A 24,000-nucleotide genomic window follows, 5' to 3' on the forward strand; every position below is an offset into this window, starting at 1 on the left:
TTTCAGCTATTGCAACTGCGCCACCACGATGAAGTTGTCGTTCGTCGGTTCGCCGCCGCGCACGTCGCAGTTCGCGAGGATCAACCTTCCCGGCACCGAGCGGCGAAGGTCGTTGTCGCCCAGTAGTGAACCCTTCGGCAGTGGGCCGACGCTTTCCACTGCGTACTCGAGAACCCCGTTGGGGGTATCGAGTACGACTCGGTCGCCCGGCTGTGCGACGCCGAGCGCCTTGAAAGGTGCGTCCTTCTTCGAATAGTTGTGGCCCACAACCACTACGGTCTGTTGCGCATCGGTCCCCGGTAGCCCGCTCTCGGCCCACCATGCAGGTCGCTCGTCGACAGGATTCAGTACCTGCCCGCTGTCTCCTCCGCGGAAGAGGCCGTCGGGATTGACCGGGCTGCTCATGTAGGTGACGCCGTCGGACGATCGCAGTTCGATGGCGTCGGGCTGGGCCGGATCGACGACCGCGGCAGTCGGTGAAGGCGCAGAAATCTGCGCCTCCACCGACTCCCCGCTGGGGCTGATCACGTCGGAACCGTCACTTGCGCAACCGGATACAGCGATGAGCAGGGCCGCGGTAGTAACCCAGATGGATCTACGAAGCATCGGCACCGTTGCGGCGACGCAGGTACAGTCCGCCACCGACCGCGGCCACGGCGACGACTCCGACACCGGCAAGGATCGCCGGAAGAGTGTTGGAGTCGGAAGAACCGCTCGACGCCGAATCGCCCAGTGCAAGATCGACGGCAGGCAATTCACCGGCAACCGTCATGACGCCCTGGTCGTTCGTGGTGAAGTAGTCGGCGACTGTGAAGGAACCGTCCTCGTTGAAGACACCGATCAGTTCGACGCCGGTCTCATCGACGACCACGGTGGTCTCGTCGACCTTGGTGCTGTCGACCTCGTCGTGAGCGGTGCCGCCCAGGTTGATGGTCAAGCTGAGCTTCGGGCCACTGGCGGCGAGGTCGGCGGCCTTCTTCTTCAGGTCTGCTTCGGCCTTGGCTGCGGTCTCGGCGGCGGTCTTGGCCGTTGCAGCCTCGGCCTTCGCTGCGGTCACTGCCTCGGCTTTGGTCTTTGCGTCTGCTTCCGCGGTGGCCGCGGTGGCTGCGAGCGCGTCGGCCTTCTCCGTCGCGGCGGTGGCGTCTGCTCTTGCCTTGGTGAGCGCAGCGGCTGCTGCGGTCGCTTTTGCTTCCAGATCGGCGACGTTGTCACCGGCGGTTGCGGCAGCTTCGGCTGCAGCTGTTGCTTCGGCCTCCGCTGTCTTCAGATCTGCCGCGGCCTTGGTTGCGGCGGCCCGTGCTTCCTCGGCGGCCTTGGTTGCCGCAGCGGCCTCGTCCGAGCTCGCCCCAGCGGCGGCTTCGAGTTCTGTTGCTCTGGCGTCTGCAGCGGCAGACGCTTCTGCAGTCGCTCTGGCCTCGACGGCCAGTGACGCCGAGCGGGCTGCGGTAGCCACTGCCGCGCGGACTGCTGCGGTCACCTTCGCGAGGTTGAACTTCTTGAACGCTTCTTCGACGGCGGCCACGGACTCGCGCAATTCCGTCGTCGACTTGTCGAAGTCGGCTTGTGCAGTCAACGCGATTTCTGCTTTCGCGTCGGCCTCTGCCCGTGCTTCGGCGGCGGCTGCGACGGCGTCGGGGTCACCGGCTGCGGCTGCGGCGGCCTCTAGGTCGGTTGCCTTCTTCTCGGCGGCCGCGGCTTCTGTCTTCGCTTTATCAGCGGCAGTCTTCGTTTCGGTAACCTTGGCATCCAACGTTGCTTTGTCGTTCTTGGCTGCGGTGGCTGCGGCGGAGGCGGCGATGCTGGCAATGTTGGCCGCTTCCGCTGCCTTCGTCGCGTCGGTCGCGCTCAGTGCGGCGCCTGCGGCATCGAGCTCGGCTTTGGCTGCGGCGGTGTTCGAGGCTGCTGCTGCGGCGACGGCTGCGTCGTAGCGAGTCTGGGCGGCGACCGAGGCTTCCGCGGCGGCCTTGCTGGCGATCTCGGCGTCGGCGAGCGCCTTCTTCTCCGCTTCGGAGAGCTGCGGGACGACGGTGACGTCGATTGTCGCGGTGCCGTCTTCGTTGATGACTACGCCGGCCGTGACCTGAGGCAGTGGGCGCTCGGCGGACGGTGCCTCGAGAGGAACGATCGGTCCGACCTCGGCGGCGTCACCCTCGTTGGCCGCAGGAACGGCGGCGTTGGGCACCACGCTCTCGGATGCGCTCTCGCCGGTATCCGGGGCCGTTTCGTCGGTCGGTGTCGTCTCTTCGCTGACGCTGGGAGGTGTAGTCGAATCGTCCTGGGCGTAGGCGATGCCGGGTGCGGCGACCGTCAACGACATTGCGACTACCGCGCCGGCCGCGGCAATGCGGGCACGCCGAGACCGAGAGATCGATTTGTGCGACATATATGTGGAGCCCTTCAGTCGGTAGCGGTCTGAGCCGCTGTATTTCCGCCCCGACACGGAATTTAGGTTAGTGAGACATGCATACGAGCGTTCCAAGACCGTAACGGACCTGACGGTCTTCAAAGCTTTACTTCCGGTTTGGTTATCGAAGTGTTACGTGTGGGACGTCTGTGACTGAAGTGGTTTGGGTGGCTGAGCTGCGGCGATGGTCGACTGTGATTTCCGTACCTCGTAGATGCGGCGGCGAGGGTGGACATGCCGATCCGCGCAGCTACCGGCAGCATCAGGATCAGCAGGGTGAAGTCGGTGGTCTTTATGGTGGGCTGAGTGCCGTCCGAGCGGCGAACCAGTGGGTTCCGCTCGGCAAGATGAGGTGACCGGGGCGTCCCGGCGTGCTCTGCATGCTTTCGGCGCATCGTAATCCCCACGTGTTCTCTCGCGCGTCCAACTATCACCATGACAACCCTGGGCCTGCGATCGAGCATTCAAGGTCGGCATCACATATCTGCTCAGCTCAACCGACGATGGAGGAAACAAGTCCGATGAAACGAACGACGTTCTCACGGGTTGCATTCGGTTCGGCTGCCGTCGCGACGGTGATCGGTGCGATCACCGGAAACGAGACTCTGCACCGGGCGGCCAAGCCACTCCTCGTCCCTGCGCTCGCACTCGGGATGCGCCGCTTCTCGCCGGTCCTCGGGGTAGCGCTCGCGGCCGCAACAGTCGGGGACGTTCTACTGATCGATCCGGATGACGATTCCAAAATTCTGCGCGGAGCCGGAGCTTTCGCCGTGATGCAGGGTTGCTATTGCGTCCTTCTCGCTTCGGCAGGCAATCGACCGACCGTTACCGCTGCCGTACCGCGCGTCACCGGGTGGGCGGTGGCGTCGACACAGTTGGTAAGAAAGTCACCGGAGGTGGCTCCGGGGTTGGCCGCATACGGCGTGACTCTGGCAGCTATGTCGACGTTGGCGGCAGATCCAGCATCCGCTGCAGGAGCGGATGTATTTGCCGGCGTCGTGGTGCCGAATTCCGATCCGCGTTCCTGGCAGGCGCTGGGCGGAATTCTGTTCACCGTTTCCGACGCGTTGATCGTGTACCGGCGGCTCTATCTTTCGAGCACGGTGTCTCGCCGGATCGTCGAAGGTGCAATTCTGGCCACGTACTCGGCAGCTCAGCTACTTCTCGTCGAAGGATTCAACAGGCAGTAGCAGTACGCGGTGGTGGTTTGTCGGGTCGACCATGATCGGCAGGGTTCGACCGGTTTCGAATCGCGCAGTCTCCGACGGGGGTATCGAATAGACGATTCTGCCGACGTAGGAATCCGAACCGGGAACGGTGAACGCCAAGTCGAGTTCCATCGACCTTTCGTCGAGCCTTCGACTCGCCTCGACCGTCGCCCAGCCTTCGACGCCATTCTTGGCCAGACGTCGCTGTTCGGCAGTAGGGCGGTTGGCGACCATCATGGCCAACCCGAGCGCCGTACCGAATCCGGCAACCAGACCGACAATTTGGTAGGGAAGAGTCCCGGGCGGTGTATGCGATCGCAGCAAGCCGGCCCAGATGATCAACACGATGAGGTAGCCGACAGCGACGAAGGCAACCGAGCGCAGAACTTTTTCGTGATTCACCGAAATCTCCTCGACGACCCATTAAGAGTAGTCCCGAAATCTGTCCAAGGGGTTACCGATAATCCCGGTAACCCCTATCCTGTCGTTGTGTCTACTCCAACTGTGTTCATCACCGGCGCTGCAGCCGGTATCGGACGGTCCACCGCGTTGAGATTCGCCCGCTCGGGATACCTCGTCGGGGCCTATGACATCGACGGAACCGGATTGGCGTCGCTGAGCAAGGAGATCGCTGCGGCCGGTGGCCGAGTCGTGACGGGAGTTCTCGACGTCACCGACCCGGTTCAGTGGGCGGATCGCCTGACCGAATTCGACGCGGAGTCCGGCGGGCGACTCGACGTCCTGGTCAACAATGCGGGCATCCTCGTCGCAGGAAAATTCGAAGAGATACCGCTCGCCGTGCACAAGCGTCAGATCGACATCAACTTGAACGGCGTCGTCTATGGCACTCTGGCAGCCTTCCCGTATCTGAAGGCCACCCCCGGTGCGCAGGTCGTCAACCTTTGTTCCGCATCAGCGATCTACGGCCAACCCGAACTTGCCACCTACGGCGCGACGAAGTTCGCGGTTCGCGGTATCACCGAGGCCCTGGACCTCGAATGGGCGGAGTTCGACATCTCGGTGAAAGCGATGTGGCCGCTGTTCGTGCAGACCGCGATGACCAAGGGTGTGTCCACGGGCACCACCAGTTCGCTCGGGATCAAGCTGACGGCCGACGACGTCTCCGAAGCGATCTTCGACGCCACCCGGCCGTCGAAGCGCCTACTGCACAAGGTTCATTTTCCGGTGGGGTTGCAGTCCAAGGCGATGTCGATCGGCTCACGATTCTCGCCTGCATGGCTGACGCGTGAGATCAACCGTCGTCTGAGCCACACCTGACCCCACCCCCACAGCGCTTGTCTCGGTGCGCCGGTTAGGGTCGCACTGCGAAACAGGTCAGCGAGAGCGGGGTCGGGGTATTTCATGGTGGACAAGCGTCTTGCAGCAGCGGCAGTTCTGGCAGTGTCGGCAATGTTGACGGCATGTGGCAGTGAGTCCGGTGCAGAGGTGGCCGCAACCTCGCCGCCTAGTACGACGAGTGCGCCCGCCGCTACCACTACTACGACGGTCGCACCTGTTCCAGTCACCACTACCGAGGCGCCGCTTCCCACGACGACCGAGCCTGCTCCGCCGCCGATGCCGATGCCGATGCCACAGACTACGTATGCACCGCTGCAGGGCGCCTACTATTTCAGTTCGCCGGACGGGCAGTTCCAATGCGGAATCGTCACTCTTCCTTCGCGGACTGAGGCAGGCTGTCAAGGCACGACCACGCCCGTTCCACCGCGGCCCGAGTCATGCATGATCAGCTGGGGCAACGGGATTCGCGTCACCAATGAAGGGGCAGCCGAGTTCATGTGCTCCGGTGGCGCGGTGTACACCTCGGGTGGTGCGACGGTCGATCCGCCGCTCGAGGTGGGTCAACAGATCGTCGGCGACGGTTACACGTGCATTTCTGCCGCCGACGGGATCTCCTGCAACAACGACGAGACCGGTCACGGTTTCCGCATTGCTGCCGACGGTAACGAAACCTTTTGAGCGACATGGAATCCGGAGTCGCTGCCGATGCCGGCCCGACGGAGTGGGGTGAAGCCCCCAACGGCGTCGGTCCGTGGGTCGAGGAGTACACAGCACCGCGGCCTACCGATGCTCGTTACGACGCCGAGCTGCTCGACAACGGAGATCGACGCAATGTCGTCGACGCCTATCGCTATTGGACACGCGAGGCGATCGTTGCGGACATCGACAATCGTCGGCACAGTCTTCACGTCGCGATCGAGAATTTCGCGAACGACGCCAACATCGGCACTGTGGTCCGGACGGCCAATGCTTTTGCTGCGCAGGCAGTTCACATCGTCGGTCGTCGACGGTGGAATCGGCGGGGTGCGATGGTTACCGATCGCTATCAACACATTCACCACCACGCCACGGTCGCTGACTTACTCGAGTTCGCCCGAGTGAACGCGCTGACCGTTGTCGCCGTGGACAACACCCCGGGGTCGGTGCCGCTGGAAACGGCGGTTCTGCCGCGTGACTGCGTGCTGTTGTTCGGTCAGGAGGGCCCGGGAGTGACGGAGGAAGCCCGTGGCGCCGCCGCGATGACGGTGTCCATCGCCCAGTTCGGCTCGACTCGAAGTATCAACGCCGGAGTGGCTGCGGGTATCGCCATGCATTCCTGGATTCGGCAGCATGCGGACTTGTCTTCGGCGTGGACCTGACTCCTTGTGTCACTCTTCTTGCGCGTAATGGCAGGATCGGGGCATGCAGGAGCAATGGTCGCAGCGTGCGGACGCGGCGGAGGGGGCTGTCTACGCGCGCCACGTACGTCGATTGTGGGGACTGCCCGGTACCGCTTTAGGAGTGGTGGCGTGGCCCCCCGTCCGGCGTGAACGACTGTTCGGACGTTGGCATTACTGGTGGCAGGCGCACTTGCTGGATTGTGCTGTCGACGCGACTACTCGCGCGCCCACTGTCAAGCGTCGCAGGAAGCTGTCCAAAATTGCTCGCGCACATCGGATTCGGAACATCACCGGATGGACCAACAACTATTACGACGACATGGCATGGCTCGGCCTTGCGCTGGAGCGATCGCAGCGGTTGCACGCTGTCGACAATCGGTCGGCGATCCATACGATCGAATTGGAGTTGTTCGACGCCTGGGCGCCGAAGAAGGGCGGCGGAATACCGTGGCGTAAGGGTGATGATTTCTACAACACTCCGGCGAACGGGCCTGCGTCGATACTGCTGGCCCGCACCGGTCGGCTCTGGCGCGCACAGGCCATGGCTGACTGGATGGACGCGCATCTCCGCGACCCGGTGACGGGCCTGATCCTCGACGGCATTCGCACGGGCGGCGAGCTCGATCGTGCGGTGTTCAGCTACTGCCAGGGCGTCGTGCTCGGAGTCGAGACCGAATTGTCAGTTCGTCTCGACGCGCCGCGGCATCGCGCACGCGTTCACGCGCTGGTTGCCGCCGTCGAGACGCACCTGTGCCGGGATCTGGTGATCGTGGGCGGGGGTGGCGGTGACGGCGGTCTGTTCGACGGCATTTTGGCGCGCAACCTCGCTTTCGTCGCCACGACGCTCCCCGGCGAGTGCGACGAGGACGAACAGGCTCGCTCGCTGGCGGCGTCGATCGTTCTTGCATCGGCGAAGGCCGCGTGGGAGAACCGACTCGAGGTCGAGGACCATCCGCTGTTCGGTGCCGCCTGGAACAAGGAGGCGCGCCTGCCCGGGTCTGGGCATTCCATTGCCACGTTCACCGGTGGGACCGTTCGCTCGTCCAGGATTCCCGAGCGGGATCTATCGGTCCAACTCAGTGGGTGGATGTTGATGGAAGCCGCCCACGTCGTCTCCGCGTCCGGCTTCCGCGAGTGAAGGCCTACTCGTGAACCTCTTCCACCTCTACGATTTCCGTCGGCCGGGCCATCTCTTTGCGGTACTGCCAGATGCCGAGTGCGGTACCTAGTACGAGCGCAACGATCATCGCGATCAACACCGCCGGTAGTAGCCATGGGACCTGCTCGATGAAGCTGCCGAAATAGAAGCCGATGAGCAGCAGTACCGGCGCCCAGATGATGGCGCCCAGGGTGCTGGCGATCGTGTATTTGCGATGGTTCATGTTTGCTGCGCCTGCGACCATCGGGCACAGCGTGCGGACCCATGGAATCCAGCGAGCCACGAGTACCGCCCAGAAACCGTGCTTTTCCAGCAGGACGTTCACTTTGTGCAGGTTCTTCGTGTTGAGATACTTGCCGTCTTTGCGTGCGACGAGTTTGGAGCCGGTGCGGTGGCCGATTACGTAGCCGGCTTGGTTACCCGCGATCGCGGCGATCATCGCGCCCACCGACAGCGCCCAGATATGGCCGACTCCGGAAGAGTGTGTGGCCATGACGATGCCTGCGGTGACGAGCATCGAGTCACCGGGAAGGAACAGGCCGATGATGAGAGCGCATTCGAGGAACACGAATGCGACGACGATGGTCCATACGACAAGGGGACCGGCAGTGGTGAGCGGTCCGAAACTGCCCATCGCCGTCATCGTCTCGGAAGCTTGGACGTTGATCTGGCCGATCATGCGCGACGCACCATGTCAGGAAGTGGCGTCCCGCTGCGATTCGATCGACTCGGTCGCTTCGGCCAACGGAGTCTTGCGTGCCTTGATCATCCGTTTGCCGACCTCGACGACGATCGGCAGCACCGAGACGAGAACGATGATGATGAAGATGATGTCGACGTGCTCGCGAATGAAATCGATCTGGCCGAGCAGGTAGCCGAGCATCGTCACACCTGCACCCCAGAGGATGCCTCCGACGACGTTGTAGGTCAGGAACAGTGAGTACTTCATCTTCGACGCACCCGCGACGACGGGGGCAAACGTGCGAACGATCGGAACGAAGCGCGCCAGAATGATGGTGATCGGCCCGTGCTTTTCGAAGAAGGCATGCGACTCGTCGATGTATTTCTTCTTGAAGAAGCGCGCGTCGTTCGATTTGAAGAGGGCGGTACCGCCCTTGGAACCGATGAGGAATCCCACTTGGTCACCGAGGATCGCGGCGATGGGAATCAGAATCAGCAAGAGCCAAATCGGTGCGAACGGCTCGATGTCCGTCGACTTCGAGGCTGCGATCAGCCCTGCTGTGAACAGCAGCGAATCACCGGGTAGCAGGGGAAACAGCAACCCCGACTCGATGAAAACGACTAGCAGCAATCCGACCAACACCCAGGCGCCGAACGAATTGAGCAGGTTGACCGGATCGAGGAACCCAGGCAGCAAAGCCAGGTTGGTCGTCACGGATTCCGAGGCGGCATTCAAACTCACGGCGCTCACACTACCGGCCGAACCTGGGAGAACCTGAACAACAGGTTTCGACCACCGGATAAGGGCTGCCAGATTGGGCGTGATCGATTTCAGAGCCCCTGCGGTGGGTCCCGGGCGACACAGCGTCGATGAGTTGCCATACTGCAGAGGACACACGGCGCGCGCCGCTACGCGTGAGCGCTCGCCGATCGACTCTTTACATGGAGGAATCCGCCGTGCCGATCGCAACTCCCGAGGTCTACGCCGAGATGCTTGGCCGGGCGAAGGAACACCAATTCGCATTTCCGGCTATCAACTGCGTAGGTTCCGAGTCCGTCAATGCCGCCATCAAAGGCTTCGCCGACGCAGGTAGCGACGGCATCATTCAGTTCTCGACGGGCGGCGCCGAGTTCGCGTCGGGCCTCGGGATCAAGGACATGGTCACCGGCGCGGCCGCCCTGGCCGAGTTCGCTCATGTGATCGCAGCGCGATACGACGTCACCATCGCGCTACACACCGATCACTGCCCGAAGGACAAGCTCGACACCTACGTGCGTCCGCTGATCGCCCTGTCCCAGGAGCGCGTCGACGCAGGCAAGAACCCGCTCTTCCAGTCGCACATGTGGGACGGTTCTGCGATCGCAATCGATGAGAACCTCGAGATCGCCAAGGAACTGCTCGCCCTTTCCGCGGCAGCACGCATCATCCTCGAGATCGAAATCGGCGTCGTCGGCGGCGAAGAAGACGGCGTCGAGGCCGAGATCAACGACAAGCTCTACACCTCGAACGAGGATTTCCTCAAGACCGTCGAAGCCCTCGGTGCCGGCGACGCGGGATCGCGCTACCTGCTCGCGGCAACGTTCGGCAACGTGCACGGCGTCTACAAGCCGGGCAACGTCAAGCTGAAGCCTTCGGTGCTCGCCGACGGCCAGAAGGTCGCGTCGGAGCACCTTGGTCTTGCCGAGGGTTCCAAGCCGTTCGACTTCGTCTTTCACGGTGGATCGGGCTCGGCGAAGAGTGAGATCGAAGAGGCACTCGGTTACGGCGTCGTGAAGATGAACGTCGACACCGATACTCAGTACGCATTCAGTCGGCCGATCGCCGGGCACTTCTTCAGCAACTACGACGGCGTCCTGAAGGTCGACGGAGAGGTCGGCAACAAGAAGGCCTACGACCCCCGCAGTTACCTGAAGAAAGCCGAAGCAGGGATGACCGCTCGCGTCATCGAGGCGTGCAACGACCTGAAGTCCGCCGGCCGCAGCGTCTCCGCCGGATAAGACCCTTTCTCGACCGACTCGGCCCCGCAACGTGCTTTCGTTGCGGGGCCGAGTGCTGGGCGCGATGCAGGACTGCCACTGCGTGATGCAGGGCTGCCACTGCGTGATCAGGAGGGAGGGGCTACTCCGGGGGTGCGGGGCTGCTCGGGCTGCAGACTTTCCACACATCGCCGTCACGGCGTAGGTCGAAGGTGCGGGGTGAAGTGTCGGCGGGATTGGCCGCAGTATGCGCAAGAACCTGCGCGATCGCGGTGTCGCCGGTCACCTGAACGGCGTCGATGCTTTCCACGACCGGAACATTGCCCTGCTCGACGGCAATGCGGTGGACGTCGGCGAAATCGGCGTCCGGAATATCGCGGTAGAAGGTGGCAAGTTCGCCACATGAGGCGCTGCGGAGAGTCGCCAGATCGCCGGTGCTCAATGCTTGCGTGAACGATTGGATCGACGTTCTGATCTGCGCATCGACCGAACTGCCCTCGTCGTCGCGCGAGAGGTAGGCGAAACCCGCGACACCGATAGCGACGATCAAGACCACAGCGCCCACGAGTGCGGCGATCCATTTTCTGCTCCCGGACTTCCGGGACGGAGTGCTCGGCGTCGGTTCGATGCGTTTGGGCTGTACCTGCGGCTGCGAGAGCTCACCACGCGCGGGGATGCGTCGCGGTGCCGCCGTTGGTCGGGCAGCCGGCGTGGCGCCGGCGGGCTGAAGGGTCGACGGCGCCGGGTGGGGCTGTCCGGTGGCCGGATGCACCTTGGCAAGAGCGGTGGTTTCCGCTTCGGCCGGATCGGGAGCTCGAGGAGGCGGGGTCCTCTGTGTCGGCGGCTGCTTCGCGGCCGGTGGTTCTTGTTTTCGAATCGCCTCGGTGGCGGGCTCTTCGCCCACCTCGTTCGACTTGTCCTGCGGATCCGACACCCTGTTCTCCCAACTGACCGGACTGTGCGACGCAGACGAGCCTAGCGAGCGGAAGGGTGGGTGGGCGCACGCGCGCGGAGTGTCGGGGCACAATGGGGTCCATGACTTCTTTCGGTGACCTGCTTGGACCGCAGCCGACGCTCTTGCCTGGAGACGAAGAGGCAGAGTCGGCTCTTCTGAATCACGAGGACCCAGCGAAGGTGGCTGCCGACAATCCGACGGCCTCGATTGCGTGGGCATATTTGGCGGAAGCCTCTTCGACCGCTGGACAGACGATCACCGCTTACGCTTATGCGCGCACCGGTTACCACCGCGGACTCGATCAGCTGCGTCGCAACGGATGGAAGGGGTTCGGGCCGGTCCCGTACAACCATGAGCCGAACCGAGGATTCCTCCGATGCGTCGCCGTTCTTGCAAAGGCTGCGCGCGATATCGGCGAGAACGACGAGTACGCCCGCTGCCTCGACCTATTGGAAGACTGCGACCCTAAAGCTGCGGACGCGCTCGGCCTCGGCTGATCGCTTTCGCCCGACGGCAAAGCGGGGCAGGGCGCGGCTGAAGAGCGGGCGTCTCCGGCTCCAGTCTTCGTTGTTGCCGATCATTCAGTGTGCTTTGGCGGCCGGTGTCGCCTGGTTTGTCGCAACCGACATCGTCGGACATCCGACTCCGTTCTTCGCGCCGATTGCGGCCGTCATCTCGCTCGGCCTCTCACTGGGGTCCAGGTTGCGGCGTTCGGCGGAACTGGTTGTAGGCGTCACTCTGGGAATCGGTGTCGGTGACCTGATCATTTCGGCGATCGGCAGCGGCCCCTGGCAGCTCGCTCTGGTCGTGGCACTCGCGATGGCGGCCGCGGTGTTTCTCGACGGCGGTCCGATTTTTGCGATGCAGGCAGGCTCCTCGGCCGTACTTGTTGCGACGCTCATTCCACCCGGAAACACCGGTGGAATCGACCGGATGGTCGACGCGTTGGTCGGCGGTCTCGTCGCGATCGCGATCGTCGCACTGATTCCGACTCATCCAGTGTGGCGGGCGCGCAAGGATGCGGCGAAGATTCTGAAAACGGCCTCGGATGTGCTGCAGAAGGTGGCCGACGGTCTCGTTGCCAACGACCCGAAGCCCATCGAGGAAGCGTTGAAGAAGGCGCGTGCGACGCAGTCCGATATCGACACTCTGCGCAGTGAATTGAAGGGCGGTCGAGAGATCGCGCGGATCTCACCGTTGTACTGGAGGCAACGCAACCGTCTTGCGAGTCTGGCCAAGACAGCTGATCCGCTCGACAATGCCGTACGCAACATTCGGGTGCTCGCACGGCGATCGTTGTCGTTGGTGCGTGACGACGAGATCCTCGATCCGCGACTCGTCGACGAGGTCGAGAAGCTCTCGCAAGCGGTGGATGTGCTGCGACGGATGATTCTCGCCGATCCCGGGCAGCGCCCCGACGCGGCCGACGCGGCGCGGGCGCTGCGGTCGGTCGCATCCGGTGCGAAACCTGAACTGATCGACAATGCTGGTCTGTCCGCGACGGTGGTGTTGGCTCAGTTGCGGTCGATCATCGTCGATCTGCTGCAGGTGGCGGGTCTGAAGCGGATATCGGCTCTGGCGACGCTGCCGCCGACCGTCGAGAAGCCGAGTGTGACCCCGGACGTGCTGTAAGGGACAGCCCGTTGCACATATGCGTATGTACGCATATGGTGAGGTCGAATCGAACGACCGGAGGGTAGTCATGGGCGCGGGGCACGGACACAGTCATGGCATGTCGGGGTCCGCACAGGCTGTAGGCCCGTCTAGCGGTCGGATCCGCAAGATGTTCATTGCGCTGGCGATCCTCGTGGTATTTCTCATCGTCGAGGCCACGGTGGCGTTGTCGATCAACTCGCTAGGTCTGCTGGCAGATGCCGGCCACATGCTCACCGACGTGCTCGGAATGTCGATGGGATTGATCGCGCTTCTGCTGGCCCGCAAGGGGAGCGCCGTCGCCGCTCGGACTTTCGGATGGCACCGCGCCGAAGTCCTCACCGCGATTGCCAACGCAGTCCTACTCCTCGGTGTCGCGGCGTTCATCATGTACGAGGCCATCGGCCGAATCGGCGATGCGCCCGACATCCCCGGGTTGGCGATGATCCTGACGGCCGCGGCCGGTCTCGTAGCCAATCTCGTTGTCATGCTTCTCATTCGCGGCGATGCCAAAGACAGTATCGCGGTACGCGGTGCATACATGGAAGTGCTGGCCGATGCAGTCGGCAGCGTCGGCGTCCTCATCGCCGGTGTGCTTCTGCTGGTCTTCGATTGGACGTGGGCGGACGTCGTCATCGGTGTGCTCATCTCGCTGTGGGTAGTTCCGCGTGCACTCAAGCTGGCCGGGTCCGCGTTGCGCATCCTGACGCAAGCTAGCCCCGGACATGTCGACGTCGAAGCCGTCGAAGCGGATCTCGCTGCTCTTCCCGGCGTCGTCGGAGTGCACGATCTCCATATCTGGACGCTCACCACAGGTATGGACGTCGCGACGGTTCACCTCGAGTGTGATGGCTCCGGTTCGGTGCTGCTACAGCGCGCAAAAGCAGTGCTGACGACCTACGGTCTCGATCACGCAACCGTCCAGGTGGAACCGAGTGCTCAGGGCGCGATGTGCAAGGACGAACTCACCTGGTGAAGGTCCGCACCGGAGCGCCCGGCTTCCACAGTCGAATCTTCAACTGGTCCTCGACTACCTCCGTCAGGACGACCTCGGTGATATCGAGATCGAAGACGTTGTAGGGGGACAGTTCGGGCGGTGCCGCGTCGAATATCTTTTGCAGCGCTTCGGGATCCACGAGTTCGACGGCATGCCCCGAGATTTTCGCGTCTCCACCCTCCATCGAATGATCTCCGGGGTTGGTGTGGATCGCATATCGCGGATCGCGCTGTAGGTCAAGCGCTTTGAGGGCATTGAGCATCGAACCCAGTCGCAAGGTTCCATTGTCGAGGAATTCCACCTCGGTGCCGCTTACCCGGGGCGATCCGTCTGCACGGATCGTCGCCAGTACATGATGCTTGTGCGCACCGAACCTGGCGGAAACGGCCTTTGCCAGCTCTGGTGCCGTGCTTTCGAATTTTCGCCACGTAGCCATGGAAACAGTATGCAACGCTCGACCTCGACCTCTTGGCAAGATTTGTTCAGGCCCAGAATCGCATGAGGTAATTGCCGTACTGCGCGTAGATCTCTGGAATTCCGGACAGGCCGAATATCCAATATATCGCGCCGAAAAATGCTGAATTGACAGCTGGGACGAACAGGAATGCGACAAGAACGAGAATTCCGTAGCCCTTGAAATTCGCGAGCGCACGGCGGGTGTCGTACGACAGATACGGCTCGAGTGCGGCGTAACCGTCGAGACCCGGAACCGGGAGCAGATTGAGAATCGTGGCCATAACTTGAAGAAATGCCAGAAAGCTGAGTCCCCACCAGAAGACGAGGTGGTCGCCGTTCATCCCCCAGATACGGATTACCACCAAAAGCAGTACGGCAATAAGTGCATTTGCGGTGGGACCGGCCAGCGCGATTCGACGCTGCACTCGGGGCGCAAACAGTCCCGAACGTACGTAAACAGCACCGCCGGGCAATCCGATTCCGCCGATGGCGATGAAGACGATCGGGAGCACGACCGACAGGAGCGGGTGTGAATATTTCAGCGGGTTCAGAGTCAGATACCCACGCAGTTGCACCTCGCGGTCACCGGCACGGAACGCAGTGAACGCGTGCCCGAACTCGTGCAGGCAGACCGAGACGATCCAACCGGCCAAAACCAACACGAAGACACCCGCGCGCGCCCACGTGGAGGTCGGCTCGGCTGTCCATGCCAGCGCGCCGCCGGCTGCGGCGACGGCGACAACCCCGAGAAATATCGGACTCGGCTTCATCGCACCAGCAACCACTCCTGGTCGTGGCGGTAGAACGTCGAACGTTTGACCTCACGGTCACCCGGGACGCCGTCGCGCGTCAGTTGCGCGGCGTTTGCCCCGAGCTGCATCGCGCGGCCGAAAGTCCATCGTCGTGCGAACAATCTACGACGGCCGATGACGCGACCCTTCAAGCCGGGCATCTCGGGCGTCGGCATCACTTCTACACCGGACACAGTTCCCGAGAAGAGCTTTGTGTCGTCCACGTACGCCTCGCCCTCCAGATCACCGCCGGCGTGACCTTCGACCAACGCCTTTCCTACGATTGCCTTGCCTGCATCGTCACGAATGAGGGGCGTGGGGGTGGCAGTGCCGGTCATCGCCACCTTCGCAGCGCTCGAGCCACTTCCGAGCCGGTAGTTGCTGCAGGCCTGGGTCGTCGACTCGGGGACGAATGCCAGCTCGATGTGCAGGCGTTCGGTCCGCATGAGTCTGGTCAGCACAGCCGCCAGTGACGCGTCGTCACCCAGGACGATCACCCGCGGATCCAACACTGCTCCCACCGCCGAAAACAACGCGTCGCATTCGTCGTTCGTGGGAATCTTGGAAGCCGAGGTCAACGGAACGTCGGTCAGCGTGATCGGCAGGAGCGGAGTTCCGCATTGCAGGACGAACGGTGTCACAGTGCTCCCCAGGCGTGCCGGTTGACGGCCCGCGCCTTGTCTCGAGTCTTTCGCATACTGTCTGGAGTCTTCCGCATACTTTCGCCAACCACCGTAGCGGCACAACGGGCAAGCCGTTGCCTCGGCTAGACTGACGCCCCGGCACTGCCGTGAGCTTGGCAGCACGCTGCAACAGCCACCACTGCACAAGAAGTCACTGCACCAGAAACCACCAGGAGAGCACATGCCGGCGATAGTCCTGATCGGCGCCCAATGGGGCGACGAGGGCAAAGGCAAAGCGACCGATTTGTTCGGCGAGCGACTTCAGTGGGTCGTTCGCTACCAAGGCGGCAACAACGCGGGCCACACGGTGGTGCTCCCCAGCGGCGACAAGTTCGCTCTGCATTTGATTCCGTCGGGCATCTTGACGCCGGGCGTGAAGAACGTGATCGGCAACGGCGTCGTAGTCGACCCCGGTGTGCTGCTGTCCGAATTGGCAGGCTTGGAAGAGCGCGGCGTCGACACCTCTGGCCTGCTGCTCAGTGCCGATGCGCACCTGATCATGCCGTACCACGTTGCCATCGACAAGGTGACCGAACGCTTTCTCGGCGCCAAGAAGATCGGCACGACGGGACGCGGTATCGGGCCTTGCTACCAGGACAAGTTCGCCCGAGTCGGCGTCCGCGCGGCCGACGTACTCGACGAGAAGATACTCACGCAGAAGGTCGAGGCCGCACTCGAGTTCAAGAACCAGGTGCTGTCGAAAATCTACAACCGGCGCGCACTCGACTCACAACAGGTGGTCGACGAGGTTCTCGAGCAGGCAGAGGGCTTCAAGCACCGAATCTCCGATACGCGACTCGAATTGAACCTTGCCCTCGAACGCGGTGAGACGATCCTGCTCGAAGGCTCGCAGGGCACTCTGCTCGACGTCGACCATGGCACCTACCCGTACGTGACCTCGTCGAATCCGACGGCAGGCGGCGCAGCGGTCGGGTCCGGCATCGGTCCCAACAAGATCACTACGGTGCTCGGCATCTTGAAGGCGTACACGACACGCGTCGGATCGGGCCCCTTCCCGACCGAGCTGTTCGACAACTTCGGCGAGTACCTCGCGACGCAGGGCGGCGAGGTCGGTGTCACGACCGGGCGTGCGCGTCGTACCGGATGGTTCGACGCCGTCATCGCGCGCTACGCAACGCGCGTGAACGGCATCACCGACTACTTCCTGACCAAACTGGATGTGCTCTCGAGTCTGGAGACCGTTCCGATTTGTGTTGCCTACGACGTCGACGGTGTGCGCCACGACGAAATGCCGATGACACAGACCGATTTTCACCACGCCAAGCCGATCTACGAAGAGATGCCAGGCTGGTCCGAAGACATCACCGGTGCGCGCACGTTCGAGGAACTGCCGATCAACGCGCAGAACTACGTGCTTCGCCTCGAAGAATTGTCCAAGGCGTACATCTCCTGCATCGGTGTCGGTCCCGGTCGGGATGAAACCATCGTGCGTCGGGATATTCTCGGCTAATTTGTTCAGCATCAGATTATCGGCCCCGAGAACTCAGGTTCTCGGGGCCGATTTTTTTATGCGTGGAATATTCGATAATCACGAAAACGCTTGAAAAATTCGGCACTAATCGAATAGCCAATTTAACGGATCGAATCCAAACTTTTTCTGTGGGTCTGGCCGAATTAAAGCTAAAGATTGAATGGTGACGAACATTTTACCTTTGGCCCAAGACTTATCTTGAAACAAGGTGTCCGACTGTTAAGTAATCGCAGTTCAAAGAAACCTAAAGTCTTTTTGTTTGCATTAGTAACAAACCGGCTAGTCTTGACGACACGATGAGTGCCGCACACTTGCGAGGGCCAATTATGGCCGACTCGACCCAATCGGGTCGCCAATACCTGGCCTACACACTGGGCCAAACGAGAGAGGGCATTACGATATGAAAAAAGCAACCAAAGGCGCCATAGCCGCGGGGGCGGCAGCTGTACTGCTGCTCGGCGGTTTGGGATCTTTCGCTCTGTGGAGCGATGAGGAGCCGGTCAGCGGCGGGACGATCAACTCCGGTGAACTCAACTTCGCATTGGTGCCGGGTTCGGGAAACTGGACCGAAACGTCGGTCGTCCCCGCAGCGAATATCGGCGCCGATCCCGCTGGCTTCCCCATCGTCCCGGGCGACGTTCTGGAGTACTCGACCCAGTACGTGGTCAATTGGGCGGGAGACAACCTTCGTGCAAGCATCACAGCAGATTTCACCGACGTCGCAGGTGATCCAGCACTGGCCGATGCACTCGACGCTGAGGTATCGGTGAACGGAGGGACGTTGCTGCCCAACGCTTCCGCAGTCCCGCTTCCGCTCACGGCGTCACCGCAGACCATTACTGTTGCGGTAACGATCACCTTCGATCAAGCGACTGCTGATCTGGTCGCGCAGAACGAAAGTGTCGACCTGAACGCCTTCACTCTCACCTTGGATCAGGTTCGTCCCTGATCTGAATTGAAGTGAATATCAAGTTAGTCGCAGCCGCGTCCGTCGTCGTACTGGCCTTGGGATCAGTACAGACGACGGGCGCGCTGTGGCGTGACGGCTCGATTGTGAGGCGATTTCCATGAATAGGAAGCCCCTTCTGTGGGCGCTCGCTGCGGCTTCGGTCTTGGGGCTGACTTTCCTGTCAGCTCAGGAGACCGGCGCCACGTGGAGATCCGCGCAGGCGGTGAGCGGCGGTACCATCACCTCCGGTCGCCTCGAGTTGGCGGTGGGGAACAGCGGCGTCCAGTCGAAGAGTCTCGACTTCGCAGCATTCGGTGGAGGCAATCGCATATTGGGGCCCGGTGATTATTCGCAGGCCCCTTTGACCGTTTTCAACAAGGGGAATATCCCCATGCGTTATCGAATTCAGAACACCATACAATCCAGCGCGACAATGCCGTTGAGGCTCGACGTTTCTTCCGTCGTCAGCGAGGCCGCGTGCCCGGCACCGCCCGCAGCCAAGATCGGCGTGGGGGCCCTCTACAGCGGACCGATGATCGGAGCGGCGTTCCCGGCGGCCGGGCAGTGGAGGCGACTTTCTCCGGGTGCGTCCGAGGTGCTGTGCATGACGGGAACTGTTGGAATCAATCCACCCTCGGGCGCGCAATCAACGGTGACATTCAGCGTCGCAGCCAAGCAGGACTGATGAACGCCCACTATCGATCCTCTTGGCCGAATCTCGGCTACGTCGACAACATCCCGACGGTCGACGATCCCGGCCCGGTGTTCAGAATCGTCGTGGATGCACAGATATCGAGCCGCACCCGGCGGAAAGGGGTGAGCAATGTTTCACCGTGACCGATCGGGCGCAGGTGATCCCGCACGCCCACGGTTGGGTTCGTCGACCACTGGAACCCGCACGCGTGCAGTGATGTCCATCGGCATCGTGCTAGGCCTCGGTGCGGTAGGCACGCTTGCCGCGTGGACCGACTCCGCCACCGCGACGTCGTCGAAGTTCAGCGCAGGGTCGATTCTTCTGAACGTCAATGGAAAGCATGAGGCCTCCACGATGACGTCGCTGGCTATGGTCGCTATGAAACCAGGGGACAGTGTCGCGGGGATGCTGCCGGTCGAGAACAAGGGCACAGTGGCCTTCAGATATACGGCCACCGTGACCACCAGTGCAGATTCGGTGCTGGCACCCAACCTCAAAGTTGCCGCCTATCGATCCGCTGCCGTTGCCAACTCTGTCCTCGCGGCGGGGAAAATCTGCACCGGAACGCTTATCGATCCGGCGGTGAATCTGGCACCCTCCCCGACGTCGAGGACCATGATTTCGACACCGCGTCCCCTTGCCGTCGCCGCCAGCGAGAATATCTGCATCCAGGTGACTCTCGACAGCAGCACCGTCAAACCTGTAGCTCAAGGAAAGTCGGCGACGGTCAATTTTCTTTTCACAGCGAACAACCCCTGAGGAAACGATGGCATCCCTACGAGAATCCGCTGCCGGGCGCACTGGCCGCGAGATAGCGCTGACTGTCGGCGCTCTCGCGGGCTTGATCTGTGTTCTCGCTGCGGTAGCTTCCCTGACGTTCGGTATCAAACCCTTGGTTTTTCGGTCCGGTTCGATGGCGCCTGCTATCCACACCGGTGCCTTGGCCCTCGCGAAAGCGGTGCCCGCCGACCAATTGGTGCTCGGTGACATCGTCAGTGTCGAAGACGATGGCACGCGGATCACGCACCGCGTAGACGCCATCGAGCCGATGGCCGGCGGGAGCATGGTGGTCACTCTCAAGGGCGATGCAAACGAGGAGGCTGATAGCAGCCCATATTTTGTCACCGAAGCCGATCGCGTGTTCTTCCATGTGAACGGACTGGGCTACGTGGTGGCCTGGCTATCCAGCCCGGTCGCGATCTTCCTGGGCGGTGTACTCGTCGGTGGCCTCCTGATGGTCGCCTTTCGTCCCGATGGCCGCCGTGAGCAGTCCGCAGATAACGAAGCCAGCGATGCAGCGGCCGAAGAGGGAGTTTCGCTGACATGAAGAGAACTGCGCAGCCGTTTTCCCGTTTCGCCCCTACCCGGCGAAAGAACGCACGTATCCGAGCCTTGGTCGCCTTGGCGGTGGGCACGTTCATGGTGTTCGGTGCTACTCAGGCGGTCGATACCAGTGCGGCATTGACAGATTCGGTGATCGTGAAGAGTGGACAGCTTGCGGTGGACGCGAACTTGCTGCCGCGATCACAATTCGTGTCCTGTGTGGACCAAGGCGGCGCGCCGAATCCACGAAGCACGGTGACCTGGAAGCACCTTGGTCCGGGATACAGCTATTATCTCGAAGTTCGCTGGCGTGACGGAACTTTCAGATATTCCACCACAGTGACTGCAGGAGTCGGTGCGGGCCGGGGCAGTAACATCAGCTACCAGATTCTGCAGGACAACGTATGGGCCCTGGGTGCGCTCGGTAGGAATATGACACTGCGGATACTGCCTGTGCTCAATGGAGTGAGAGGCACCAATTGGGTAGGTACGTACCTTCATCTGGGATCAGCACAACACATGTACTGCAACGGGGCGACGTGGGGCAGTGGAGAAGGCGAGCACATCTACCCCAAGAACCTTTTCAACCCCGGTGACGGCACGCCGTTGGCCAGAAACGCTCAACCGTCGATGGACGACGAGAAGTTGGCTCCCACCACCGCGACCGCAGTGGAGAACCCGAACGATACTGATACTGAAACGAGTTCGGCGCCGCCGAGCACCACAAGCGTCACGCCATCGACGACGGGTCAGACCACACCGGCGCCATCGGATCAGCCGACTCCCATGCCGGCGCCGTCGACGACGGATCAGACAACGTCGGCACCGGTGACTCCGACTTCCAGTGCCATTCCCGCCACAAGCACGCCACCCGACACTGTCGGTCCCATTTCGACCTCTGAGTCAGGCGACTACAGCGCGGCGCGGTCTGCGAATGGCAAGGCGTTGATCATCACAGACCCGACGGGCACGTACGAGTTGGCCTACGCAGTCTTGCCTGATGCGGCCATGCGTTGGGATGGTGATGATCTGGTGGTCGTCGAAGGCGACAAGCAGACGCGAATCTCGAAGTCGTCCGGCCAGTGGCAGGTTGTTCTCGAATCGGCCTCCACCGCAGAGGGGGTCACGGTGACACCCAACTGATGAGTTTTTCGAAGCCCGGAAATAATAGGAAACTTGGAAGTCTCCTCTTACTATCGTGGCAACGAGGCCTGGTGCTTTCGGCTCACCGAGGGCGGCAGCGGGCCGATAATTCAGTTTCCCAGAGTCAAGTTTCGTGCAGAGCGGATCAGACATGAGCACCGATGACACCGATGTGATACCGGTCGTTTCGGCTGAAGAGGCCGAAACGCGTACCGGCCTGTGGTGGTGGGTCAGTCGAATCGTGTCCTTCCTACTGTTGGCAGCGATGTTGTTCATTCTTGCTGTCACCGTGGTAATTCCGCGAATCAGTGGTTCCACACCGTATACCGTCCTGACCAGTTCGATGAGGCCCACGTATCCGCCAGGAGCCTTGGTGGTCGTCAAGCCCGCTGAGGTGGACGAGCTTGTGGTAGGAACTGCCGTCACCTACCAGATCCGTTCTGGGGAAGCGGATGTCGTCACCCATCGGATCGTTGCAACTCGACAGAGCGGCGGTGGTGAAACGACGTATGTCACTCGCGGCGACAACAATGGAGCTGACGACGAAGATCCAGTGCAGCTCGGTCAGATTCGCGGCAAAGTCTGGTACTCGGTGCCGTATATGGGTTACGTCAACAATTGGCTCAACGGTGAACAGCGGAAGATCACGGTGACTGTCATCCTGATCGCACTTGCCGGGTACGCAGTGTGCATGTTCGCCGGCGCTGGAATCGACCATCGCAAGAAGCGGAAAGAAGTGTTATCGCTATGAGCGCCAGAGTGATTGCGTGTGGTGCCGCCGCGTGTACAGCGTTGGCAGCAGTGCTGTTGATCGGCGCAGGCCCGAGTCGGCCTTCCCAGTCGGTGAGCTACAGCCTCGACGGTGAGACGTGGTCGACGACCTTGCCGGTTTCTCTTTTCGACAGCGATGTTCGCTGGGTTCCAGGAGATCGGCGTAGTACGAGTTTTCACATCTTCAACGACACTGATGACGAAGGCCGTCTCACGGTACAGGGGCACAGTGTGAGTCCATATTTCGAAGAGACTTTGGAAGTAGCGGTCGTGGGCGAGAGTCAGGCATCGAAGTGCGCTCGGATTGTTGTTGCTGCCCGTGAGAAGCGATTGGTCGAGGCAGTTGTTCACCTGGTGAGCGATGCCGGAAACGACACACAGAAGGAAACTGCGGGGACGGCGATCGTCGTGCAATGGGACAACAGAACCGATGAGCTGTGCTCCGAACTGGAGGTTCAGAGCTTCTGAGTGTCCAGAGTGGACGGTGCCGGACCGGTAGCGCTGGCTACCCGGTAATCCGGCAGCAATCAACACGTACACGATCCTCTATCCCGTCGACGGTCGACGGTCGACGATGCAGGAGCGGGGAAGTGCATGGGCTGATTTCCACTGACAGCGAGTACGACTCCGGTGAAGTTTGGGCTCGGGTGACCCGATGCGGCCCCTCGAACCCGACCAGTTGTCGAAACCGGACAGCACCGAATCCGATCGACTTGCAGAGTGGTGCACTTGTCGGCGAACGAATGACTTCCAGCGAACTCCGAATCCCAATCGAACCGGGGTCACCGCAGTTGAAAAGCACTATTCTAATTCGACTGACCGAATCGGTGCTCGAGGTGCACAATAGTGTGCAAGTAATGCGACGGAAGGTCGGCCGATGCCCACTACATACTGCGGTCTCGAAGTTTTCGGCTATCAATTCGATCGCTTTGCCTACGAGCACCCGTGGATCGGTGAGCAGGTTGGTGATTTCATGCTCGGTCCCGGGGGCGGAGGAATGCTCGAATACCGAAACGCAACGGTGTTCGCACTCCCCGAGGGCGGCGCCCACGAAGTGCACGGCGAGATACTTGCCTTCTATCTGAAGCACAGCGGCCCATACGGCTCGCTGGGTTACCCGATCAGCAACGAAAAGCCCACGCCCACGGGTTACGGGCGCTACAACCTGTTCGAGCGCGGATCGATCGGCTGGATGCCCGAGACGGACGCCTTCATCATCGGTGGCCGCAGCGAGGACGACACGACGCCACCTGGTTCCGAGGCAGAAAATGCGTCTTCCACCGACATACCCGCCAATCCAATCTCCATTCCGGCCTGAAAGATACCGCTGGATGCTTTTCCTCTCGACATTAGAGATCGACGGATTGATTCATCGAATTCGAATGAAAAATAAACTTCCGAAATCGATTAGCCGACTATTAATTGAAACTGCACTCGCACGCAACTTTCTCGTACAATCGCGGTCAGAAGAGGGTGGGCTCCCCGAATCCGGCAACACCCTCGATCGACAGAATCCTCTCTTTGGTGCTCGCTCCGCCCGGCGCGGAGAATCCGCCGACCTCGCGGCCAGCGCCGAGGACGCGGTGGCACGGAATGATGATCGGCACCGGGTTACGGCCCAACGCGCCTCCCACCGCCTGCGCAGCGCCAGGATGCCCGAGCCGAGCAGCGAGCGCCCCGTACGTCATCGTCGAATGATGCGGTATGGCCCGCGTGACGGCGTAGACCGCACTGTCGAAGTCCGAGACGTCGAGTACTACTGCAATCGCAGAAAGATCGACTTGCTTGCCGTCGAGGAGTGCGGTGATCAGTTCGAGGGCCTCCCGGGCCGCACCCTTCGGGACGTCCGGTTCGCCGCCGAAGCCATGCAGGTATGCAGCTAGTGCGTCATCCGATTCCGGCAATCCGACGGCGGTGATGCCGGTGTCGGACCAGGCCAGGCCACACCTCCCGAGGGCGGTATCGAAGAGTACGTAGGGCACCCCT

Annotated in this window: 28 protein-coding genes; 18 read left to right on the forward strand and 10 right to left on the reverse strand. The window is 61.7% G+C overall.

Annotation, left to right across the window (positions count from 1 at the left end; all coding sequences use genetic code 11):
• Positions 1–6 precede the first annotated feature (6 nt).
• Both E5720_RS12890 and E5720_RS12895 read right to left on the reverse strand, forming a co-directional pair.
• On the reverse strand, positions 7–606 hold the full coding sequence (locus E5720_RS12890; protein ID WP_136170980.1) for a class F sortase: 600 nt from the start codon (positions 604–606) through the stop codon (positions 7–9).
• Positions 596–2,383, reverse strand: a complete 1,788-nt coding sequence (locus E5720_RS12895) for a hypothetical protein (RefSeq protein ID WP_136170981.1) — start codon at positions 2,381–2,383, stop codon at positions 596–598. The genes E5720_RS12890 and E5720_RS12895 overlap by 11 nt, the downstream gene beginning before the upstream one ends.
• Before the next feature lie 542 nt (positions 2,384–2,925).
• On the opposite strand from E5720_RS12895, the gene E5720_RS12900 reads away from it, so the two are divergent.
• A complete protein-coding gene (locus E5720_RS12900) occupies positions 2,926–3,594 on the forward strand; it encodes a lysoplasmalogenase (protein ID WP_136170982.1) in 669 nt (222 codons plus the stop codon).
• Here E5720_RS12900 and E5720_RS12905 read toward each other — a convergent pair.
• On the reverse strand, positions 3,562–4,014 hold the full coding sequence (locus E5720_RS12905) for a hypothetical protein (protein WP_136170983.1): 453 nt from the start codon (positions 4,012–4,014) through the stop codon (positions 3,562–3,564). The two genes, E5720_RS12900 and E5720_RS12905, sit on opposite strands and share 33 nt — an antisense overlap.
• Before the next feature lie 87 nt (positions 4,015–4,101).
• Between E5720_RS12905 and E5720_RS12910 the strand changes: the two genes are divergently transcribed.
• The 4 genes from E5720_RS12910 (at position 4,102) to E5720_RS12925 (ending at position 7,428) form a co-directional block, all read left to right on the forward strand.
• Positions 4,102–4,890, forward strand: a complete 789-nt coding sequence (locus E5720_RS12910) for an SDR family oxidoreductase (protein WP_168708348.1) — start codon at positions 4,102–4,104, stop codon at positions 4,888–4,890.
• Between the two features lie 84 nt (positions 4,891–4,974).
• Positions 4,975–5,589: a DUF6636 domain-containing protein gene (locus E5720_RS12915; protein ID WP_210729860.1), complete on the forward strand. Its 615-nt coding sequence runs from the start codon at positions 4,975–4,977 to the stop codon at positions 5,587–5,589.
• Between the two features lie 5 nt (positions 5,590–5,594).
• The gene (locus tag E5720_RS12920; protein WP_136172668.1) at positions 5,595–6,269 is read left to right on the forward strand and encodes an RNA methyltransferase; all 675 of its coding nucleotides are present in this window, start codon (positions 5,595–5,597) and stop codon (positions 6,267–6,269) included.
• Positions 6,270–6,312: 43 nt separating this feature from the next.
• Entirely contained in the window at positions 6,313–7,428 is a 1,116-nt protein-coding gene (locus tag E5720_RS12925; protein WP_136170984.1) for a glycoside hydrolase family 76 protein, read from the forward strand.
• 4 nt (positions 7,429–7,432) lie between these two features.
• Here E5720_RS12925 and E5720_RS12930 read toward each other — a convergent pair whose 3' ends face one another.
• Positions 7,433–8,092, reverse strand: coding sequence for a DedA family protein (locus E5720_RS12930; protein ID WP_210730055.1), 660 nt, complete (start codon positions 8,090–8,092; stop codon positions 7,433–7,435).
• A gap of 51 nt (positions 8,093–8,143) precedes the next feature.
• A complete protein-coding gene (locus tag E5720_RS12935; protein ID WP_136170985.1) occupies positions 8,144–8,872 on the reverse strand; it encodes a VTT domain-containing protein in 729 nt (242 codons plus the stop codon).
• Positions 8,873–9,087: 215 nt separating this feature from the next.
• On the opposite strand from E5720_RS12935, the gene fbaA reads away from it, so the two are divergent.
• Positions 9,088–10,128 (forward strand): class II fructose-bisphosphate aldolase, encoded by a 1,041-nt coding sequence (fbaA, locus tag E5720_RS12940; RefSeq protein ID WP_084345862.1) that lies wholly within the window; start codon positions 9,088–9,090, stop codon positions 10,126–10,128.
• A 121-nt stretch (positions 10,129–10,249) separates the two neighbouring features.
• Here the strand turns inward: fbaA and E5720_RS12945 are convergent, their stop codons facing one another.
• The gene (locus tag E5720_RS12945; RefSeq protein ID WP_136170986.1) at positions 10,250–11,041 is read right to left on the reverse strand and encodes a hypothetical protein; all 792 of its coding nucleotides are present in this window, start codon (positions 11,039–11,041) and stop codon (positions 10,250–10,252) included.
• Between the two features lie 101 nt (positions 11,042–11,142).
• Here E5720_RS12945 and E5720_RS12950 point away from each other — a divergent pair, with 101 nt between their 5' ends.
• From E5720_RS12950 to E5720_RS12960, 3 genes are all read left to right on the forward strand, one after another.
• Positions 11,143–11,559 carry a DUF3151 domain-containing protein gene (locus tag E5720_RS12950; protein WP_136170987.1) on the forward strand — a complete coding sequence of 139 codons (417 nt, stop codon included), beginning with the start codon at positions 11,143–11,145 and terminating at the stop codon, positions 11,557–11,559.
• Positions 11,560–11,596: 37 nt separating this feature from the next.
• Positions 11,597–12,694 carry an FUSC family protein gene (locus tag E5720_RS12955; protein WP_136172671.1) on the forward strand — a complete coding sequence of 366 codons (1,098 nt, stop codon included), beginning with the start codon at positions 11,597–11,599 and terminating at the stop codon, positions 12,692–12,694.
• A 70-nt stretch (positions 12,695–12,764) separates the two neighbouring features.
• On the forward strand, positions 12,765–13,691 hold the full coding sequence (locus E5720_RS12960; protein WP_136170988.1) for a cation diffusion facilitator family transporter: 927 nt from the start codon (positions 12,765–12,767) through the stop codon (positions 13,689–13,691).
• On the opposite strand, the gene E5720_RS12965 is transcribed toward E5720_RS12960, so the two are convergent.
• From E5720_RS12965 to E5720_RS12975, 3 genes are read right to left on the reverse strand one after another with little or no spacing between them, the layout of a single operon-like run.
• Positions 13,681–14,148 carry a pyridoxamine 5'-phosphate oxidase family protein gene (locus E5720_RS12965; protein ID WP_136170989.1) on the reverse strand — a complete coding sequence of 156 codons (468 nt, stop codon included), beginning with the start codon at positions 14,146–14,148 and terminating at the stop codon, positions 13,681–13,683. The two genes, E5720_RS12960 and E5720_RS12965, sit on opposite strands and share 11 nt — an antisense overlap.
• A gap of 46 nt (positions 14,149–14,194) precedes the next feature.
• Positions 14,195–14,938, reverse strand: coding sequence for a site-2 protease family protein (locus E5720_RS12970; RefSeq protein ID WP_136170990.1), 744 nt, complete (start codon positions 14,936–14,938; stop codon positions 14,195–14,197).
• On the reverse strand, positions 14,935–15,600 hold the full coding sequence (locus E5720_RS12975; protein ID WP_168708349.1) for a hypothetical protein: 666 nt from the start codon (positions 15,598–15,600) through the stop codon (positions 14,935–14,937). The genes E5720_RS12970 and E5720_RS12975 overlap by 4 nt, the downstream gene beginning before the upstream one ends.
• 223 nt (positions 15,601–15,823) lie before the next feature.
• Between E5720_RS12975 and E5720_RS12980 the strand changes: the two genes are divergently transcribed.
• From E5720_RS12980 to E5720_RS13020, 9 genes are all read left to right on the forward strand, one after another.
• Positions 15,824–17,113: an adenylosuccinate synthase gene (locus E5720_RS12980; RefSeq protein ID WP_136170991.1), complete on the forward strand. Its 1,290-nt coding sequence runs from the start codon at positions 15,824–15,826 to the stop codon at positions 17,111–17,113.
• A gap of 421 nt (positions 17,114–17,534) precedes the next feature.
• Positions 17,535–18,083: an alternate-type signal peptide domain-containing protein gene (locus tag E5720_RS12985; protein WP_136170992.1), complete on the forward strand. Its 549-nt coding sequence runs from the start codon at positions 17,535–17,537 to the stop codon at positions 18,081–18,083.
• Positions 18,084–18,201: 118 nt separating this feature from the next.
• Entirely contained in the window at positions 18,202–18,768 is a 567-nt protein-coding gene (locus E5720_RS12990) for a hypothetical protein (RefSeq protein WP_136170993.1), read from the forward strand.
• A gap of 138 nt (positions 18,769–18,906) precedes the next feature.
• Positions 18,907–19,536, forward strand: a complete 630-nt coding sequence (locus tag E5720_RS12995) for a TasA family protein (RefSeq protein WP_136170994.1) — start codon at positions 18,907–18,909, stop codon at positions 19,534–19,536.
• Between the two features lie 7 nt (positions 19,537–19,543).
• Positions 19,544–20,104, forward strand: coding sequence for a signal peptidase I (locus E5720_RS13000; protein WP_247595950.1), 561 nt, complete (start codon positions 19,544–19,546; stop codon positions 20,102–20,104).
• The gene (locus E5720_RS13005) at positions 20,101–21,243 is read left to right on the forward strand and encodes a hypothetical protein (RefSeq protein WP_136170995.1); all 1,143 of its coding nucleotides are present in this window, start codon (positions 20,101–20,103) and stop codon (positions 21,241–21,243) included. Before E5720_RS13000 ends, E5720_RS13005 begins: the two co-directional genes overlap by 4 nt.
• A 151-nt stretch (positions 21,244–21,394) precedes the next feature.
• Positions 21,395–21,994: a signal peptidase I gene (locus tag E5720_RS13010; protein WP_136170996.1), complete on the forward strand. Its 600-nt coding sequence runs from the start codon at positions 21,395–21,397 to the stop codon at positions 21,992–21,994.
• On the forward strand, positions 21,991–22,482 hold the full coding sequence (locus E5720_RS13015; protein WP_136170997.1) for a hypothetical protein: 492 nt from the start codon (positions 21,991–21,993) through the stop codon (positions 22,480–22,482). Before E5720_RS13010 ends, E5720_RS13015 begins: the two co-directional genes overlap by 4 nt.
• Positions 22,483–22,891: 409 nt before the next feature.
• Positions 22,892–23,332: a hypothetical protein gene (locus E5720_RS13020; RefSeq protein WP_136170998.1), complete on the forward strand. Its 441-nt coding sequence runs from the start codon at positions 22,892–22,894 to the stop codon at positions 23,330–23,332.
• Positions 23,333–23,477: 145 nt separating this feature from the next.
• Here the strand turns inward: E5720_RS13020 and E5720_RS13025 are convergent, their stop codons facing one another.
• Positions 23,478–23,996: a methylated-DNA--[protein]-cysteine S-methyltransferase gene (locus E5720_RS13025; protein ID WP_136170999.1), complete on the reverse strand. Its 519-nt coding sequence runs from the start codon at positions 23,994–23,996 to the stop codon at positions 23,478–23,480.
• Between the last annotated feature and the right edge of the window lie 4 nt (positions 23,997–24,000).

The organism is Rhodococcus sp. PAMC28707 (genome assembly GCF_004795915.1).
Taxonomy (GTDB): domain Bacteria; phylum Actinomycetota; class Actinomycetes; order Mycobacteriales; family Mycobacteriaceae; genus Rhodococcoides.